The sequence below is a fragment of the Pseudoalteromonas sp. MMG033 genome (genome assembly GCF_057197785.1).
The window spans coordinates 1085201-1105000 of sequence record NZ_CM170070.1; the positions used below are offsets into that span (position 1 = coordinate 1085201).

General features: G+C 44.3%; 8 protein-coding genes and 5 rRNA genes (1 of these 13 running past the window's edge). 3 read left to right on the forward strand and 10 right to left on the reverse strand.

From position 1 onward, the window contains the following. Window positions 1-49: 49 nt before the first annotated feature. The 5 genes from AC2CZC_RS04975 to AC2CZC_RS04995 form a co-directional block, all read right to left on the reverse strand. Window positions 50-3109, reverse strand: a complete 3060-nt coding sequence (locus AC2CZC_RS04975) for an efflux RND transporter permease subunit (RefSeq protein WP_484584034.1) — start codon at window positions 3107-3109, stop codon at window positions 50-52. Further along, window positions 3106-4179 carry an efflux RND transporter periplasmic adaptor subunit gene (locus AC2CZC_RS04980; RefSeq protein WP_484584035.1) on the reverse strand — a complete coding sequence of 358 codons (1074 nt, stop codon included), beginning with the start codon at window positions 4177-4179 and terminating at the stop codon, window positions 3106-3108. Before AC2CZC_RS04980 ends, AC2CZC_RS04975 begins: the two co-directional genes overlap by 4 nt. Before the next feature lie 16 nt (window positions 4180-4195). After that, on the reverse strand, window positions 4196-4894 hold the full coding sequence (locus AC2CZC_RS04985) for a DUF3313 family protein (RefSeq protein WP_484584036.1): 699 nt from the start codon (window positions 4892-4894) through the stop codon (window positions 4196-4198). A gap of 333 nt (window positions 4895-5227) precedes the next feature. Then, complete coding sequence (gene lexA, locus AC2CZC_RS04990) at window positions 5228-5839, reverse strand: transcriptional repressor LexA (RefSeq protein WP_484584037.1); 612 nt, start codon at window positions 5837-5839, stop codon at window positions 5228-5230. A gap of 577 nt (window positions 5840-6416) precedes the next feature. Further along, the gene (locus AC2CZC_RS04995) at window positions 6417-6578 is read right to left on the reverse strand and encodes a hypothetical protein (RefSeq protein WP_484584038.1); all 162 of its coding nucleotides are present in this window, start codon (window positions 6576-6578) and stop codon (window positions 6417-6419) included. A gap of 556 nt (window positions 6579-7134) precedes the next feature. Between AC2CZC_RS04995 and AC2CZC_RS05000 the strand changes: the two genes are divergently transcribed. Then, the gene (locus AC2CZC_RS05000; protein ID WP_484584039.1) at window positions 7135-7323 is read left to right on the forward strand and encodes a hypothetical protein; all 189 of its coding nucleotides are present in this window, start codon (window positions 7135-7137) and stop codon (window positions 7321-7323) included. 820 nt (window positions 7324-8143) lie between these two features. On the opposite strand, the gene rrf (AC2CZC_RS05005) is transcribed toward AC2CZC_RS05000, so the two are convergent. The 3 genes from rrf (AC2CZC_RS05005) to AC2CZC_RS05015 all read right to left on the reverse strand — a co-directional run bounded on the left by rrf (AC2CZC_RS05005) (window position 8144) and on the right by AC2CZC_RS05015 (window position 13151). Further along, window positions 8144-8258 (reverse strand): 5S ribosomal RNA (gene rrf / locus AC2CZC_RS05005). 91 nt (window positions 8259-8349) lie between these two features. Further along, window positions 8350-11231, reverse strand: a 23S ribosomal RNA gene (locus AC2CZC_RS05010). A 387-nt stretch (window positions 11232-11618) separates the two neighbouring features. Then, window positions 11619-13151 (reverse strand): 16S ribosomal RNA (locus AC2CZC_RS05015). Together the 16S, 23S and 5S rRNA genes form the textbook arrangement of a ribosomal RNA operon. A 714-nt stretch (window positions 13152-13865) precedes the next feature. Here AC2CZC_RS05015 and AC2CZC_RS05020 point away from each other — a divergent pair. Both AC2CZC_RS05020 and AC2CZC_RS05025 read left to right on the forward strand, forming a co-directional pair. Beyond that, complete coding sequence (locus AC2CZC_RS05020; protein WP_484584040.1) at window positions 13866-14879, forward strand: IS110 family RNA-guided transposase; 1014 nt, start codon at window positions 13866-13868, stop codon at window positions 14877-14879. A 1150-nt stretch (window positions 14880-16029) separates the two neighbouring features. After that, a protein-coding gene (locus AC2CZC_RS05025) for an IS630 family transposase (protein WP_484584823.1) occupies window positions 16030-16996 on the forward strand; the annotation gives its coding sequence in 2 pieces (ribosomal slippage) (window positions 16030-16428 and window positions 16430-16996; 966 coding nt in all). A 234-nt stretch (window positions 16997-17230) separates the two neighbouring features. Here AC2CZC_RS05025 and rrf (AC2CZC_RS05030) read toward each other — a convergent pair. Together rrf (AC2CZC_RS05030) and AC2CZC_RS05035 are read right to left on the reverse strand one after the other, a co-directional pair. After that, window positions 17231-17345: ribosomal RNA gene (gene rrf / locus AC2CZC_RS05030) — 5S ribosomal RNA — on the reverse strand. Between the two features lie 178 nt (window positions 17346-17523). Continuing rightward, window positions 17524-19800, reverse strand: a 23S ribosomal RNA gene (locus tag AC2CZC_RS05035); it runs 606 nt beyond the window's last position.

Consider the following 19800-nt stretch of genomic DNA (forward strand, 5'->3'; position numbering starts at 1 on the left):
GGCTTTTACCGGCGTTCACCTTTTAAACAGAGTGAACGCCATATCACCACTAGTTTTGCACCTTTATTCTATAAAATAACGCATAGAGTACAGGCACAATGCCAAGTGTTAGTAAGGTAGAAAACAGCAAGCCGCCCATGATCCCAAGTGCCATCGGCTCCCACATTTCTCCCCCACCCAAATACAGTGGAATAAGACCAAACACGGTCGTCGCAGTCGTTAATAAAATCGGTCGCATACGTTGCTGTGCGGCTGAGATAATCCCCTCAACAGGGTTATTTGGTGTATTCTCAAGCTCAATTTTGATTCGCTCCAACAAGACAATTGCATTGTTTATTACAATACCCGCCAAAGAAATAATGCCAAGTAAAGTCATAAAGCCAAAAAATGACTGCCCTACTAGTAGACCCAAGATCACGCCAATAAATCCCAATGGAATGGTAGTCAGTACAATTATTGACTTACGGATCGAGTTAAATTGACCTATCAGCAAGATAACAATAATAAATACTGCGATAGGCATTTTATCTGCAATAGACTGGTTGGCTTTGCCTGAGGACTCAGCCTCACCACCCAATTCATATGAATACCCAAATGGCCAGTTTTTCTTTTGCTCTTCCAACCAAGGTACTAATGCCGCAAATCCTTCGTTCGCCGTAATGCCATCAAGCTGCGCACCCACTGCAACGGTTTTTAAACGATCACGTCGTAAGATCTGAGCGCTTTCCCAAACCACTTCAATATCTGCTACCTGTTTTAAAGGAACCGATGCGCCTGTAGCTTGTGAATAAACCATCATAGCTTCCAATTTGCCAATATCATCTCTGTCAGCGGCCACAGAGCGTAAGGTAACAGGTATTAACTCATTTCCTTCGCGGTATTGTGTGAGCTCCAAACCACTAAAACCTGTCTGTAATGAACTTGCGATATCTTTACTTGATACACCTACACGACGTGCGCGTGTTTGATTAATTTTGATCTGTACCTTTTTACTTGGCAAACCCCAATCATCACTGATTGCTTTGAGCCCCGGAGTCGCCGCCATTTGCGCCTTTAGCTGATCCACAATCGCCATCAAGGTAACTTGGTCGTCCCCAGAAAGCCGGATCTCAACTGGGTTGGCTATCGGCGCACCATTTTCAATCTTTCGCTGCTTAATCAATAAGTCAGGGTGTCGATTTAAGGCATACTGCTCAATGTCCAGCATCAAAGCATCAATCAAATGATACGAAGTGGTACTGACAATCATCAACGCATAGTTTGAACTTGTTGGCTCTGGCGTATGAGTTAATAAAAATCTTGGACCACCATTACCAACATAACTGACCCACTGCGTAACCCCCTCGGGGCGCTCGCTTGATACCAGTAACTCATTTTGAATATAAGCTTCCATGTCTTTTACCAAAGCTTCGGTTGTTTCTAACCGAGTACCGATTGGCAGCTCTAACTCAACTTTAAAATAGTCACGATCTGAAGGTGGGAAAAATAATTTCGGAATTAACTGCATGCCCTGCAGCGCAATAAAAAATGCTGCCACACATGCCATCAACGTGATCCAGCGGTGGCGGATCATGGTAGTTAACAGGTTTTTATAAGTTAAATAAACGCCAGTGTTGTAATCAGCCGCTTGTGATTTCACACGTGTAAAGTACACACACAGCATAGGGATCATAGTCATAGCCAGCAACCATGAACATAGCAAAGTAATGGTCACAACCTTGAACAATGAAGCCGTGTACTCACCTGTCGATGATTCAGCTAAAAAGATAGGTAAAAACGCAGCCCCAGTGGTCAACGATGACACTAACAAAGGCACTTTTAATTCATCCGCCGAATCAACTGCTGCATCTATCGCCGCCTTGCCTCGCTCCATTTGTACCATGATGTTTTCAGACATCACAATACCATTATCAACTAACATACCTAATGCGATAATGAGTGCCGCTAATGAAATTTGGTCAATGCTAATATGGAAAAATGACATCACCAAAATGCCAAACACCATACTCATTGGGATCAGGCTGGCAACTATAAGGCCTGTTCTTAACCCCAAAGTGAATAACATCACTAAGGTAACAACCAATACCGCTTGCAAAAGATTGGAGACGAAGTCACTGACCTTTTGTTCGACTTCTTTAGGTAAGAAAGAGAGCAACTTAAATTCAACGCCAATAGGGTAAACACTTTCTAAGTAGTTCAGGGTTTCTAGTACCTGCTCGCCCAAAGCAATATTATTACCGCCTTGTCGCATAGAAATAGCGATCGTTAAACCTTCATCTAAGCCCACTCGTACCTTAGACTTTGCGGGGTCTACATAATCACGATAAACAACGGCAATATCAGACAGTAGCAATACCTGTTCGCTACCCGGTACATTAATGATGGTATTGGCAATATCTTCTACTGACTCAAAATTGCCGCTCGGCTCAAGTGCGAGGGTTTCATCATTGATATAAATAGAACCACCAGGATTGACAATATTACGTGATGCAAGTTGCTCTTTGAGCTGGTTAGGTGAAATGCCAAGGGCACCAAGCCGCGCGTTTTCAAATTCAATAAATACACGCTGTTCTTGGTTGCCATAAATTTCCACCTTTGCAGCCTCAGGTAAGCGCAACAAGGTGTCCCTCACCTGTTCCGCGACATCTTCCAATTCGCGATAGGTATACCCTTCAGCGGTAAGCCCTATGACAATACCGAACACATCCCCAAATTCATCGTTAACAATGGGAGTTTGTGCATCGCTGGGTAAATCTTTCTCTATACTCTGGATTTTACGCCGTAGGTTATCCCAGATAGGGCGCATATTCTTATAGCTTTCCTTGATATTGACGCTAACGATGGATACGCCTGTTTTGGAGGTGCTACTGACAAAATCTAATTCAGGGATCTGCTGTACAACCTTCTCTATTTGGTCAGTGACAAGCTCTTCTACTCGCTGTGGGCTCGCTCCGGGGAAGTAAGTAACTACTTGCGCTGTTCTGATAATAAAACCAGGATCGTAATCTTTTGGCATTTTATTAAACGAGATGATCCCAAAAAACAATAACGCTGCTATCAGTACCCAAGTTGTCCGGTTATTTTCTAATGCAAGTCTGGTTATATTCACTGGACCTCCTTGTTAAATTTTACAAGTTGCCCTTCACTCACTTTACTCATGCCAGCAGTCACAATATAAGCGCCTTCAGAGACTCCACTGACGACCGGAAAACCTAGAGTAGAAACCTCACCAATCACAACCGGGTTTTTCTTAATTTTACCCTTACCTGCTCCAGCAGACTCCACTGTCCATACAAAATTACCAGATGCATCTTTGAGCACAGCTTTTATTGGTAAATAAAGACCACTTTTGTTCACATCAGCGCCTTTGGCAAGCACCTTTGCTGTCATGCCCGGTAAGATGTTGTAACCCTCAGGGCGCGTCATGCTAAGAGTAACCTCATAGGCTTTTGTTACCTCATCAGCTTGTGTGCTCACTTCAACAAAGTCTAATGGAAAGGTTTTATCAGGGATCCCTGAAAACTCTGCAATAATGTGTTTAGGCGCATCTTTTGAGACTTTAATCATTAAGCTCTCAGGCACATTGACCTTAAGCGTTACATGCTTGATATCTTGCAGTGTTGCGACAACTTGCTTGGCTTGTACCTCTTCAAAACGCTCTATGTAAGTGCGTGCCACAACACCCGAAAATGATGCTTTTAAGCTTGTGTAAGACAAGTTGTTTTTTGCATTCGCCAATTTACTTTTTGCACTAGTAAAGTGGGACTGTAGTTGGTCATAGTCAGATTGCGAAATCGTACCGGATTTAATAAGTTGTTTAGCACGCCTAAAATCCGCCTGTGCTTTATTATAATTAGCCTGCGCTTCATCTAAAGAAAGTTTGTATTCTGTTGCGTCTAACTTAGCAATAACATCACCAAGCTGAATTTCTTGCCCCTGCTTTACCAGCAACTCTGTAACTTCACCCGGTACTTTAAATGATAGATCCGCAGAAGAAGCTGCATCGACTACCGCAGGGAATTCCACCAAAGGGCCATCGACTTGTGAAGAAAGCAATAATGTCCTCACTGGACGAAGCTGCTCTGATTGCTCTTGCTCTGATTTTTGCTCTGAACAACCAATTAATGCCAAACAAAATATTGCCATAACACCTAGCTGCTTGCCTTTTATTATCTTCATAAAAGCTCCTTTAGTTTTACTGAACATTACGATGTTGAGTCATCGCAGTAACAAAATTACCTATCCAAACATCGAGTACGGCCTTAACCGTTTCAACATTCTCAGTACCATCAGTCTTCAGTACCGAATCCAATTCTTTATGTGCAGTCATCATCACCACTGGGGCCTTTCGACTCCCTAAATAAAACGCTGACTCAAGTGACACATGTGTTAAAGCCTCGGTTTGCTCTGTCGCAGCCAAGTAAGCTGTTTTGCCCGCGTTATACACTAACCTGATAGGCACAAAGTCTCTCACCTGTAATGAAATGGGTTTAAATTGCACATCTGTAAAAGCGCCTTCAATTGTCAATACAGTGTCATCTACACCTTCGGGTTTTGCTGTTACAACTTTATAGTAAGGGCTCAATTTGATTTGCATTTGCGACTGCATGTAATGACTTAGCTTAGCAACATGCTGAGGATTAATGTTTAAAAACTCAGATTCAGAAGCGTTAATCCACACTTCAAACTGAGGAATATAGAGCACTTCGATTTTACTTAACACTTCTCTATTGAATGTGTTATCAACGAATAAGTTGGTGTCTTCATAGTCATCAGAGGGGAGTAATACATCATAATTGGGTAAAAAGCCTGACCGTGTATTGTTTGAGCTCGAAGCACAGGCGGATAACATACATACCAAAGCCACAATCAATACTACTTTAAACCAAGTCATAAGCTGCTCCATATTCAATTCATTTCCAGTGGTTTTAACACAATCACAAGCAAGCCTCTGATCTCTTTTGAAATCAAATGTAACCTGTGAATACAAATAAATTTAAGTTCTTAAATTAAGACGAATAGCTCAGACTGCGAATCATGGATTTAGTGCAAAATAATTTTTATTTTTGCTTAACAAGCACGTATTCCAAAGCTGATGTTATATTTATGTAACGTAAGTATATGATATGGAAGTATAGTTTAAAAGGGGTCTTTTAATTTATAAAAATGGTTTTGGTGAGATAAGCTGAAATATAATATCTCAGCTTATCAGGCAATCAGCAAAACGTTACAAGTTGCCGCGGATCACACCAACAGCGAGACCTTCAATATTGAAAACCTCTTGCTCTAGGTCAACTTCAATCGGTGAGAAATCTTCATTCTCAGCATGTAAGAATACTTTTTTACCGACTTTTTCAAAACGCTTAACGGTGACGTCTTCCTCAACACGAGCAACAACAACTTGCCCATTATTGGCAACTTGAGTTCTATGAACAGCAAGCAAGTCACCATCCATTATGCCGATATTTTTCATACTCATACCATTAACCCGAAGTAAGTAATCAGCAGGTGGTTGGAACATCCCTGGATCTACTTGGCAGTGATTCTCTATGTGCTCTTGCGCCAAAATAGGCTCACCAGCTGCTACGCGACCTACAAGAGGTAACCCCAGCTGCTCTGGTTCATCCGCTTCCACCAATCGGATACCGCGGCTTGCGCCAGGCACCATTTCAATGACTCCTTTTTTAGCAAGCGCTTTCAAATGTTCTTCAGCAGCATTGGCACTGCGAAAACCAAGAGAATCTGCAATTTCCGCACGAGTCGGTGGCATACCTGTGTCTTTGATAAAAACTTTGATCAGCTCGAATACTTGTTCTTGTCGTTTTGTTAAAGGTCGCATATAACTGGTTTTCCATACAGTGCATTTACTGTGAGTATATACAGTTAAAATTAAATCGCAATGCTAAACCTCTAATACTTGACTGATTCACTAGAACTATTTGGAACAAGGCAGCAACATTAAGAGGGCATCACTTGATCACAGCAAATCATGTTACTCACAATTTTTTCGATTCATTAATAATAAGGCTAAGATAAAAACCTAAATCTGAAGCCACGTAGGACAACAAAAATCTCTAAGCATTTAATGATAATTGATGATCCCATCTAGTACTGAGGCCCTCAAACTTATCTATTAAGTATACAAAACCTCTATAATTTTGACTGAGTAAAGAATAAAAACCAGACTCTAATAAAAACAGAAAAGTGATTAATATCTAAAGTTGAAAACCAACTTTGTTGCAAAATATAAAATAAGTAGGGATTAAGAATTTAAATCGCACTTTATTTATATGAAAAGATAATAATGAAATTTAGAACAGCATTAATATAATAAAAAGTAGTAATAAGATGAGTGTTTAAAAGAATAATAAATTACGTAATAGAGCTACAATTATGTAGCTCATTAAATACAGACTTTAGCAAGCTGAAGTCGTATAAGTACCTGGGCAAGTTCTAGTACCAGTGCACTCCCAAGTCTTGAAGAAGCCGCCTGCAACCTGTGGAGTCATCTCAGCTGGTACGCTAGCTTTATCATGACTAATAAGTTTGATGTTTTTCTTTTTGAGTTTTAATAACATTTTTATATCTCCTTGTTGACACAAATAAACCTAACAGTATTTATTTCTCATTTCAACAAAAATAAATAAATTATTATAGCGCATAATAACTTCTATAAAATCAATATAACCAAACGAAATTAAAAAACGAAAAACATAAAAATATCGTGTTCTTAAAAAGGTAACCAACCTTTAAAAAATATATAAAGAGTATAAATTTATTAAATGTTTTTAGTCTCTCTGAAGCAGATTTCTAAAGTTTAAAAAGGCTCAGGTTGTGACTACATTACATAAGGTAGATACTGTGTAACGACCTAAGCGAAGACTACTTTGTGCCATGCACTTGCACCACACGAGCTTAACGAGCACTAATCTAAGATGTCTCACCATTTGCTAAAAGACACAATAGACTTATCACCAACGCTTACTGTCATTAATGTTTTGCATCTTGTAAGTTGGATGAGCGAAATAATAAATCTATATGTTCAACAAGAAGTTATATTTCGTCGAAAGTAATAGCCATTCTTTGCAAACAATTGCGCTGCGATTCACCAACCTTTGAGCAAAATGAAAGTTTATGATACAACGCGAAACATTGGCATTCTTTTCACGCAAGGTGATTAACGTGCAAAATGTAACGACAGCGAGCGAAGCGAGTACGTTCAATTTGCGCAAGGTGAATATCGTACGAAAGGTTAATGACACAGCGCGAAGCGCTGGCATTCTTTTCGCGCAAGGTGAAATGAGCCGTTTTAGCTGTTGCTGAGGAAATCTTGAGCTTGCCTTGTCGGCGGTGAAGGATATTCCCTTCACCTTGCGCTAATTCGTCTCTTTATCAATGTGCATGACCTCTACAACTTTCGAGACGATTTAGCACGAAAAAACCCGCTGCATTTCTGCAACGGGTTTGACGTACATAGATGTACTAATGTCGAATGGATGAATTAAGTGCAAAGTACAGTGACAAAGAGCGAAGCGAGTACATTTACTTTGCGCAAGGTGAATTGAGTCATTTTAACAGCAGCGGGGTTATTTAATTGGCCCCTTGGTGCGCTACGCAGTAGAATGTCCTACTTTCACATGGGCGAAATGAGAGCGAAGCGAAGCTTCGCAGTTATCGTGTAAAGGGCTAATGACAGAGAACGAAGTGAGTTCATTCTCTTTGCGCAAGGTGAAATAAGCTATTTTAAACAGCGCCGATTGAAGTATTGGCGCGATGGAACCCAGCTTCAGGGATAAATAGACAACGCAGAACTATCTACAAAGAAATAACGTAATGCACTAAAACATATAACCGTGAGATGAGCTAGTTTTACCACTACCAAGGGACTTAAACGCAAAAAACCCGCTGCATTTCTGCAACGGGTTTCTTTTATTTGGTGCTTGGCAATGTCCTACTTTCACATGGGAAAGACTCGCCGTCCGCCCCACACACTATCATCGGTCGGGGCCGACCCTTCGGCTATTTCGTTTCACTACTGAGTTCGGCATGGGCGGGGCTGGCCTTCCAGTCAGGTGGTTCCAAAATGTTAAGCTATAAACGAAAAAAGCCCGACTCTTTCGAATCGGGCTTTCTTTTATTTGGCGCTTGGCAATGTCCTACTTTCACATGGGAAACCCCACACTATCATCGGCGCTATTTCGTTTCACTACTGAGTTCGGCATGGAGTCAGGTGGTTCCAAAATGCTATGGTTACCAAGCAAATTCTGTAAAATCTGGAAAACTAAATTAAATTCTTATCGTCTACTTTCTATTCTTAACTTCTAACAAGTCAAACCACTTTGGCGTTGTATGGTTAAGCCTCACGGGTAATTAGTACGAGTTAGCTCAATGCCTCACAGCACTTCCACATCTCGCCTATCAACGTTGTAGTCTTCAACGGCCCTTCAGTTAACTTAAAGTTAAAGTGAGAACTCATCTCGAGGCTCGCTTCCCGCTTAGATGCTTTCAGCGGTTATCGATTCCGAACGTAGCTACCGGGCAATGCTATTGGCATAACAACCCGAACACCAGCGGTTCGTCCACTCCGGTCCTCTCGTACTAGGAGCAGCCCCTCTCAATTCTCAAACGCCCACGGCAGATAGGGACCGAACTGTCTCACGACGTTCTAAACCCAGCTCGCGTACCACTTTAAATGGCGAACAGCCATACCCTTGGGACCGACTTCAGCCCCAGGATGTGATGAGCCGACATCGAGGTGCCAAACACCGCCGTCGATATGAACTCTTGGGCGGTATCAGCCTGTTATCCCCGGAGTACCTTTTATCCGTTGAGCGATGGCCCTTCCATTCAGAACCACCGGATCACTATGACCTACTTTCGTACCTGCTCGACGTGTCTGTCTCGCAGTTAAGCTGGCTTCTACCATTACACTAACCGTACGATGTCCGACCGTACTTAGCCAACCTTCGTGCTCCTCCGTTACTCTTTGGGAGGAGACCGCCCCAGTCAAACTACCCACCAGGCACTGTCCTCAATCCCGATTAGGGACCTAAGTTAGAACATCAACACTACAAGGGTGGTATTTCAAGGACGGCTCCACACAATCTAGCGACTGTGCTTCAAAGCCTCCCACCTATCCTACACATGTAGGGTCAATGTTCAGTGCCAAGCTGTAGTAAAGGTTCACGGGGTCTTTCCGTCTAGCCGCGGGTACACAGCATCTTCACTGCGATTTCAATTTCACTGAGTCTCGGGTGGAGACAGCGTGGCCATGGTTACACCATTCGTGCAGGTCGGAACTTACCCGACAAGGAATTTCGCTACCTTAGGACCGTTATAGTTACGGCCGCCGTTTACCGGGGCTTCGATCAAGAGCTTCGACCTAAGTCTAACCCCATCAATTAACCTTCCGGCACCGGGCAGGTGTCACACCGTATACGTCATCTTACGATTTTGCACAGTGCTGTGTTTTTAATAAACAGTCCCAGCCACCTGGTCACTGCGGCTCTCGTCTGCTTATGGAGCAAGTCCTTCACAAACAAGAGCGTACCTTCTCCCGAAGTTACGGTACAATTTTGCCTAGTTCCTTCACCCGAGTTCTCTCAAGCGCCTTAGTATTCTCTACCTGACCACCTGTGTCGGTTTAGGGTACGATTCGATATAAACTGAAGCTTAGAGGCTTTTCCTGGAAGTAGGGCATCAACAACTTCACCACCGTAGTGGCTCGTCTCGACTCTCAGCCTTAGCGACCCGGATTTTCCTAAGTCACCAGCCTACAGCCTTTCACATGGACAACCAACGCCATGCTTGCCTAGCCTGCTCCGTCCCCCCATCGCATTTATACCAAGTACGGGAATATTAACCCGTTTCCCATCGACTACGCTCTTCAGCCTCGCCTTAGGGGTCGACTCACCCTACCCTGATTAACATGGGATAGGAACCCTTGGTCTTCCGGCGTGCGGGTTTTTCACCCGCATTATCGTTACTCATGTCAGCATTCGCACTTCTGATATGTCCAGCATGCCTCCCGGCACACCTTCAGCCACTTACAGAACGCTCCCCTACCCCGCATACTAAGTATGCAGCCGTAGCTTCGGTGGTATGTTTAGCCCCGTTACATCTTCCGCGCAGGCCGACTCGACTAGTGAGCTATTACGCTTTCTTTAAAGGATGGCTGCTTCTAAGCCAACCTCCTAGCTGTTTTAGCCTTCCCACATCGTTTCCCACTTAACATACACTTTGGGACCTTAGCTGACGGTCTGGGTTGTTTCCCTCTCCACGATGGACGTTAGCACCCACCGTGTGTCTCCCGGATATTACTTTACGGTATTCGGAGTTTGCAAAGGGTTGGTAAGTCGGGATGACCCCCTAGCCTTAACAGTGCTCTACCCCCGTAAGTATTCGTCCGAGGCTCTACCTAAATAGATTTCGGGGAGAACCAGCTATCTCCCGGTTTGATTAGCCTTTCACTCCTAGCCACAGGTCATCCCCTAACTTTTCAACGTTAGTGGGTTCGGTCCTCCAGTCAGTGTTACCTGACCTTCAACCTGCCCATGGCTAGATCACCGGGTTTCGGGTCTATACCCTGCAACTTAAGCGCCCAGTTAAGACTCGCTTTCGCTACGGCTCCCCTAAATGGTTAACCTTGCTACAGAATATAAGTCGCTGACCCATTATACAAAAGGTACGCAGTCACCCTCGAGGGGCTCCTACTGCTTGTACGTACACGGTTTCAGGTTCTATTTCACTCCCCTCACAGGGGTTCTTTTCGCCTTTCCCTCACGGTACTGGTTCACTATCGGTCAGTTGGGAGTATTTAGCCTTGGAGGATGGTCCCCCCATATTCAGTCAAAGTTTCACGTGCTCCGACCTACTCGATTTCACTTCAGATAAATTTTCGTGTACGGGACTGTCACCCTGTGTCGTCCAACTTTCCAGAAGGTTCCACTAATTACACTGAAGCTTAAGGGCTAATCCGATTTCGCTCGCCGCTACTTTCGGAATCTCGGTTGATTTCTTTTCCTCGGGGTACTTAGATGTTTCAGTTCTCCCGGTTTGCCTCTTACAGCTATGTATTCACTGCAAGATACCGCTAAGCGGTGGGTTTCCCCATTCGGAAATCTAAGTCTCAAGTGCCTCTTACTGGCTTGACTTAGCTTATCGCAAGTTAGTACGTCCTTCATCGCCTCCAACTGCCAAGGCATCCACCGTGTACGCTTAGTCACTTAACCATACAACCCAAAATGGTTTTTCTTCGCTTTTGTTTGTTATGCTGCGTTCCTTTCGTTTTTTACTTGGTCACATAACACGTTATGCTTCCGTCGATAAAAAACTCAAGCGCCTTGCCTAACAATCAAAATCATTGAAAAATAAGTTAGGTTGTCTAATCAAAGACAGTTTTAACTTCGCCAGAAGTTAAGTAATACTAAAGTAGACGCTAATTAATCAACTAAATGATTAATCGGCATTTTCTTTCGAAAACTCTGAATAACAATTGCTTGTTATTCGAGAATTTAATTATCAGCTTTCCAAATTTTTAAAGAGCAATATTAATTAGCTATTAAAGCTAACTAACAATCATCTGTGTGGACACTTCGAACAAATCTGTTCTAAATCGTTAAGGAGGTGATCCAGCCCCAGGTTCCCCTAGGGCTACCTTGTTACGACTTCACCCCAGTCATGAATCACTCCGTGGTAAGCGCTCTCCCTAAGGTTAAGCTACCTACTTCTGGAGCAACCCACTCCCATGGTGTGACGGGCGGTGTGTACAAGGCCCGGGAACGTATTCACCGCGGCATTCTGATCCGCGATTACTAGCGATTCCGACTTCATGGAGTCGAGTTGCAGACTCCAATCCGGACTACGACAGACTTTAAGTGATTCGCTTACTCTCGCAAGTTCGCAGCACTCTGTATCTGCCATTGTAGCACGTGTGTAGCCCTACACGTAAGGGCCATGATGACTTGACGTCGTCCCCACCTTCCTCCGGTTTATCACCGGCAGTCTCCTTAGAGTTCCCGACCGAATCGCTGGCAACTAAGGATAGGGGTTGCGCTCGTTGCGGGACTTAACCCAACATCTCACAACACGAGCTGACGACAGCCATGCAGCACCTGTATCAGAGTTCCCGAAGGCACCAAACTATCTCTAGTAAGTTCTCTGTATGTCAAGTGTAGGTAAGGTTCTTCGCGTTGCATCGAATTAAACCACATGCTCCACCGCTTGTGCGGGCCCCCGTCAATTCATTTGAGTTTTAACCTTGCGGCCGTACTCCCCAGGCGGTCTACTTAATGCGTTAGCTTTGGAAAAGTTGTCCGAAGACCCCAGCTCCTAGTAGACATCGTTTACGGCGTGGACTACCAGGGTATCTAATCCTGTTTGCTCCCCACGCTTTCGTACATGAGCGTCAGTGTTGACCCAGGTGGCTGCCTTCGCCATCGGTATTCCTTCAGATCTCTACGCATTTCACCGCTACACCTGAAATTCTACCACCCTCTATCACACTCTAGTTTGCCAGTTCGAAATGCAGTTCCCAGGTTGAGCCCGGGGCTTTCACATCTCGCTTAACAAACCGCCTGCGTACGCTTTACGCCCAGTAATTCCGATTAACGCTCGCACCCTCCGTATTACCGCGGCTGCTGGCACGGAGTTAGCCGGTGCTTCTTCTGTAAGTAACGTCACAGCTAGCAGGTATTAACTACTAACCTTTCCTCCTTACTGAAAGTGCTTTACAACCCTAAGGCCTTCTTCACACACGCGGCATGGCTGCATCAGGCTTGCGCCCATTGTGCAATATTCCCCACTGCTGCCTCCCGTAGGAGTCTGGACCGTGTCTCAGTTCCAGTGTGGCTGATCATCCTCTCAAACCAGCTAGGGATCGTCGCCTTGGTAAGCCATTACCTTACCAACTAGCTAATCCCACTTGGGCCGATCATAAGGCGAGAGCCGAAGCCCCCTTTGGTCCGTAGACATTATGCGGTATTAGCCATCGTTTCCAATGGTTGTCCCCCACCTTACGGCACGTTCCCAAGCATTACTCACCCGTCCGCCGCTCGTCATCTTCTAGCAAGCTAGAAATGTTACCGCTCGACTTGCATGTGTTAGGCCTGCCGCCAGCGTTCAATCTGAGCCATGATCAAACTCTTCAATTAAAAGTTTTTTGGTACCGAGTACCTGACTCAATGAATACTGATTGATAATTTCTTATAAAAGAAATAAATCGAATTGACTGTTATAGTCACTCAGTAAAATTGAGATTCTAATTCTTTTGCTCCTGAATCAAGAGCTGTTAGAACTCAATCTGTACGAGTGCCCACACAGATGATTGCTTCATATTTTTAAAGAACAGTGTAACTAACGCTTGGTTAGTTACCGCAGCGTTGCTGCGAAGTGGAGCGCCATATTAACCGCTTCACTTTTAAAGTCAACTAGAAAATTTAATTTATTTTCAATTAAGCTTTCAGTTTGGCTTTAACCTTCACTTCGCTGCTTGCTTTTCAGCGCGTTGCTCCGTGTCAGTGGGTGCGCATTATAGGGAGATTTGAGATTAGCACAAGCGTTTTTTTCGCTTTTTTCTTAATAAATTTATTTAATTAGTTAACCTCAAAAAGCACAGTCTAGACACACAAGTTATACACAAAAACTTGTGGATAAAAGTGCAAAATGCAACGATAGCGAGCGCAGTGAATCCACTTTTTTTACGCAAGATGAAACAAGCCGATTTAACGAGAAGCAATCAATATACCGCGATAAACGTAGCAACCGAGTCAAAACTAACAAAGCCTGGCTCCTGAAACGATATATGGACTCCACCACATCTCACATACAGTGTAATGTGGTGTCGACCAAAACCAAGGAGTCCATATATGAATAATCGTAACGAGATTGCGCTCGATCTTGCAAAAAATATTATCCAAGTCGTAAAAGTCTCTAAACATGGCGAAATTGTTTTTAATAAAGCACAGTCTCCATCTAAAGTTCGCCAGATACTCGCTAACTCTCCCCCTAGCATTGTGGCAATGGAGGGATGTGGCAGTTTTCATTATTGGGGGCGGATTGCTCAATCCTATGGTCATGAAGTGAGGGGGATGTCTCCGAAACATGTTAAGCCTTATATAAGCAAACAAAAAACAGATGCCAATGATGCTATCGGGATTGCGATTGCTGCTATACAACCGAATACCCCCTTTTCTCCAGTAAAAAATATCGAACAGCAAATTCTCCAAACGTTCACTGTGAGTCGTAAGTATTTAGATAAACAGCTTACACAACTCGGTAATCATATTAGGGCCTTATTTTATGAATATGGCATCACTATTCCTCGCTCCAAGAAAGCATTGAAAGAGGTTTTAACTGAGCGTAATGGTTTACCAGAGGTATTATTGCCATTAGTTAATGTCTTAAAAGCTCAATACCAGCAAATAGAGCAATCTCTGAATAAAGTGACTGAAAACCTAGAGCAGCTTGTTTCTCAAAATGAACAATGCCAACGTGTTATTGCGCTTAAAGGTGTGGGTGTTTTAGGCGCAGCGGGGCTAATTGCCAGCCTGAGTCAAACAGAGCACTTTAAAAATGGGCGATGTGCTTCTGTATATTTAGGCGTTACCCCAAAACAATTTAGCAGTGGAGGTAAAACCGTGATGCTGGGAATTGATAAAGGCGCTGGAGATAAACAGCTAAAATCCTGTTTATTTTTGGGGGCATTGTCATACATTTCTAATCTGCCGGAGAAACACAAGACATTGAAGCAGCAATGGCTCTTAAGGCTAGTTGCTCGTTCAGGTGTGAAGCGAGCTTGTATTGCGCTGGTGAATAAAAATATCAGGACGGCTTGGGCAATGCTAAAACAAGGTACGAACTACCAGCCAGTTATGATTTAACAAACATCTTAAAAAGAGTTCGACAACAATGTAATTAAAACGGTAAGACCAACCTTCTGAAAACCTGTCTGAACTGGAAGTGGTAATACACTAACGAAGCGTTTAGGACAGAAGGTGCGAATAAATCAAAGGTTAGAGAGTCGCGCTCTCAAAAGAAACCGAATATACGCAGCATCTTTAATTTTAAAAAACATGTTGTCAAACAAGTGGAGTCCATATACGAGTTCAGGACGACATGGTTCAAAAGGTTAATGACAACGAACGCAGTGAGTACATTTCTTTTGCGCAAGGTGAAATGAGCCGTTTTGACCGCTGATGAGGGACGGTATGCATTTAAAAGGAGTAAAAGGTAAAAACTGTGAAGGTGTTCCCTTCTCCTTGCGCTAATTCGTCTCTTATCAATGTGCATGACTTCTGCAATATTCGAGACGATTTAGCACGAAAAAAGCCCGACACTTTCGAATCGGGCTTTCTTTTATTTGGCGCTTTTGGTGCGCTACGCAGTAGAATGTCCTACTTTCACATGGGCGAAATGAGACCGAAGCGAAGCTTCGCAGTTATCGTGTAAAGGGCTAATGACAGCGAACGAAGTGAGTACATTCTCTTTGCGCAAGGTGAAATAAGCTATTTTAAACAGCGCCGATTGAAGTATTGGCGCGATGGAACCCAGCTTCAGGGATAAATAGACAACGCAGAACTATCTACAAAGAAATAACGTAATGCAATGAAACATATAACCGTGAAATAAACCAGTTTAACCGCTGCTAAGGGACTTAACGCAAAAAACCCGTCGCATTTCTGCAACGGGTTTCTTTTATTTGGTGCTTGGCAATGTCCTACTTTCACATGGGAAAGACTCGCCGTCCGCCCCACACACTATCATCGGTCGGGGCCGACCCTTCGGCTATTTCGTTTCACTACTGAGTTCGGCATGGGCGGGGCTGGCCTTCCAGTCAGGTGGTTCCAAAATTTTAAGCTATAAACGCAAAAAAGCCCGACTCTTTCGAATCGGGCTTTCTTTTATACCAATCCGCTTAAATATCTGATCTAATATAGAGCATATAAAATTACAGACTAAATAACGTTGAACCCAAGTATATCTGAACAGCTTTTAGCGCTTTCTCGAAAAGAACCCAACGCACGTAAACGTATGCGATTACTTGCTGTGTCATTATTTTATGAAGGTCATAGCAGAACCGACATTGCAAAACGCCTTAATATAGCACGGAGTAGTGTTAATAAATGGGTCTCTAGTTACCTAGAGCATGGGCTCGATGGCTTAGACAATAAGCCTATTCAAGGACGTCCATCCAGACTGCAACAGTCTCAGCTTGATCAACTGTCTGAATTTATTAAACGCACAAACACGGAGCTTCAAGGTGGCCGTCTAACCGGTGAGGACATTGTGCATTACATTAGCAGTGAATTTGGTGTTCATTACCACTTAAATCATGTCTATAAAATCCTAAAGCAGCTTGGCTTTAGTTGGATCACAAGTCGTTCAAAACACCCTAAGCAGTCATTACAAAGCCAAGAAGCTTTTAAAAAACTTCCAACTGGAAACGATCCTTCACACACCAGGACACTTACCTCTTGATCGTATCGACGTATGGTTTCAGGATGAAGCTCGATTTGGCCAGCAAAATCCGACTACACGCATTTGGGCTAAGACGGGTACTCGGCCAAGGATTGTGAAACAACAACAGTTTGAATACGGGTATTTATTTGGTGCAGTATGTCCTGCCACGGGCCAAACAGAAGCGCTAGTAAGTCCATTCGTAAATAAAGAAGCGATGACGCAGCACATGCGTCAAATATCACAAGCTACACCAATTGGTAGGCATGCAGTAGTGATAATAGATGGCGCAGGCTGGCATACACATGATACTGCGTCAGAATTCAGCAACTTAACGCTAATAAAGCTTCCTCCTTACTCACCTGAGTTAAATCCAATAGAACAAGTATGGAGCTGGATAAGGCAACATTGCTTATCCAATAGAATATTTTCGGGCTATGTAGAAATAGTTGACGAAGTTTCAAAAGCTTGGAATCAATTTATTTCAATACCTGAACGAGTTAAGAAAATGTGCAGTCGTGAATGGATAAAGCTGATTTAATCTTTATGCGGAATGGTATTATTTGGCGCTTGGCAATGTCCTACTTTCACATGGGAAAGACTCGCCGTCCGCCCCACACACTATCATCGGCGCTATCGTGCAAAAGGTTAGCGACAGCGAACGAAGTGAGAGCGCTCTTTTTGCGCAAGGTGAAATGAGCCGTTTTAGCTGTTGTAGAGGGACTTAAACGCAAAAAAGCCCGACTCTTTCGAATCGGGCTTTCTTTTATTTGGCGCTTGGCAATGTCCTACTTTCACATGGGAAACCCCACACTATCATCGGCGCTATTTCGTTTCACTACTGAGTTCGGCATGGAGTCAGGTGGTTCCAAAATGCTATGGTTACCAAGCAAATTCTTTTCGTGCAAATGGTTAATGACGTCTTTTTGTCATTTCATTTGCGCAAGGTGAATTGATTTCTCATAAGAGCTAATCTATTCACAATGCTTAAATTCGGAGAGCGTAATTAAATTCTTATCGTCTACTTCTATTCTTAACTTCTAACAAGTCAAACCACTTTGGCGTTGTATGGTTAAGCCTCACGGGTAATTAGTACGAGTTAGCTCAATGCCTCACAGCACTTCCACATCTCGCCTATCAACGTTGTAGTCTTCAACGGCCCTTCAGTTAACTTAAAGTTAAAGTGAGAACTCATCTCGAGGCTCGCTTCCCGCTTAGATGCTTTCAGCGGTTATCGATTCCGAACGTAGCTACCGGGCAATGCTATTGGCATAACAACCCGAACACCAGCGGTTCGTCCACTCCGGTCCTCTCGTACTAGGAGCAGCCCCTCTCAATTCTCAAACGCCCACGGCAGATAGGGACCGAACTGTCTCACGACGTTCTAAACCCAGCTCGCGTACCACTTTAAATGGCGAACAGCCATACCCTTGGGACCGACTTCAGCCCCAGGATGTGATGAGCCGACATCGAGGTGCCAAACACCGCCGTCGATATGAACTCTTGGGCGGTATCAGCCTGTTATCCCCGGAGTACCTTTTATCCGTTGAGCGATGGCCCTTCCATTCAGAACCACCGGATCACTATGACCTACTTTCGTACCTGCTCGACGTGTCTGTCTCGCAGTTAAGCTGGCTTCTACCATTACACTAACCGTACGATGTCCGACCGTACTTAGCCAACCTTCGTGCTCCTCCGTTACTCTTTGGGAGGAGACCGCCCCAGTCAAACTACCCACCAGGCACTGTCCTCAACCCCGATTAGGGGCCTAAGTTAGAACATCAACACTACAAGGGTGGTATTTCAAGGTCGGCTCCACACAATCTAGCGACTGTGCTTCAAAGCCTCCCACCTATCCTACACATGTAGGGTCAATGTTCAGTGCCAAGCTGTAGTAAAGGTTCACGGGGTCTTTCCGTCTAGCCGCGGGTACACAGCATCTTCACTGCGATTTCAATTTCACTGAGTCTCGGGTGGAGACAGCGTGGCCATGGTTACACCATTCGTGCAGGTCGGAACTTACCCGACAAGGAATTTCGCTACCTTAGGACCGTTATAGTTACGGCCGCCGTTTACCGGGGCTTCGATCAAGAGCTTCGACCTAAGTCTAACCCCATCAATTAACCTTCCGGCACCGGGCAGGTGTCACACCGTATACGTCATCTTACGATTTTGCACAGTGCTGTGTTTTTAATAAACAGTCCCAGCCACCTGGTCACTGCGGCTCTCGTCTGCTTATGGAGCAAGTCCTTCACAAACAAGAGCGTACCTTCTCCCGAAGTTACGGTACAATTTTGCCTAGTTCCTTCACCCGAGTTCTCTCAAGCGCCTTAGTATTCTCTACCTGACCACCTGTGTCGGTTTAGGGTACGATTCGATATAAACTGAAGCTTAGAGGCTTTTCCTGGAAGTAGGGCATCAACAACTTCACCACCGTAGTGGCTCGTCTCGACTCTCAGCCTTAGCGACCCGGATTTTCCTAAGTCACCAGCCTACAGCCTTTCACATGGACAACCAACGCCATGCTTGCCTAGCCTGCTCCGTCCCCCCATCGCATTTATACCAAGTACGGGAATATTAACCCGTTTCCCATCGACTACGCTCTTCAGCCTCGCCTTAGGGGTCGACTCACCCTACCCTGATTAACATGGGATAGGAACCCTTGGTCTTCCGGCGTGCGGGTTTTTCACCCGCATTATCGTTACTCATGTCAGCATTCGCACTTCTGATATGTCCAGCATGCCTCCCGGCACACCTTCAGCCACTTACAGAACGCTCCCCTACCCCGCATACTAATGTATGCAGCCGTAGCTTCGGTGGTATGTTTAGCCCCGTTACATCTTCCGCGCAGGCCGACTCGACTAGTGAGCTATTACGCTTTCTTTAAAGGATGGCTGCTTCTAAGCCAACCTCCTAGCTGTTTTAGCCTTCCCACATCGTTTCCCACTTAACATACACTTTGGGACCTTAGCTGACGGTCTGGGTTGTTTCCCTCTCCACGATGGACGTTAGCACCCACCGTGTGTCTCCCGGATATTACTTTACGGTATTCGGAGTTTGCAAAGGGTTGGTAAGTCGGGATGACCCCCTAGCCTTAACAGTGCTCTACCCCCGTAAGTATTCGTCCGAGGCTCTACCTAAATAGATTTCGGGGAGAACCAGCTATCTCCCGGTTTGATTAGCCTTTCACTCCTAGCCACAGGTCATCCCCTAACTTTTCAACGTTAGTGGGTTCGGTCCTCCAGTCAGTGTTACCTGACCTTCAACCTGCCCATGGCTAGATCACCGGGTTTCGGGTCTATACCCTGCAACTTAAGCGCCCAGTTAAGACTCGCTTTCGCTACG

Coding starts and splice junctions, on each gene's coding strand:
- lexA (WP_484584037.1), bottom strand. CDS start 5,839: ATGCGACCTTTAACAAAACGACAAGAACAAGTATTCGAGCTGATCAAA.
- AC2CZC_RS04985 (WP_484584036.1), bottom strand. CDS start 4,894: ATGACTTGGTTTAAAGTAGTATTGATTGTGGCTTTGGTATGTATGTTA.
- AC2CZC_RS04980 (WP_484584035.1), bottom strand. CDS start 4,179: ATGAAGATAATAAAAGGCAAGCAGCTAGGTGTTATGGCAATATTTTGT.
- AC2CZC_RS04995 (WP_484584038.1), bottom strand. CDS start 6,578: ATGTTATTAAAACTCAAAAAGAAAAACATCAAACTTATTAGTCATGAT.
- AC2CZC_RS05000 (WP_484584039.1), top strand. CDS start 7,135: ATGATACAACGCGAAACATTGGCATTCTTTTCACGCAAGGTGATTAAC.
- AC2CZC_RS05020 (WP_484584040.1), top strand. CDS start 13,866: ATGAATAATCGTAACGAGATTGCGCTCGATCTTGCAAAAAATATTATC.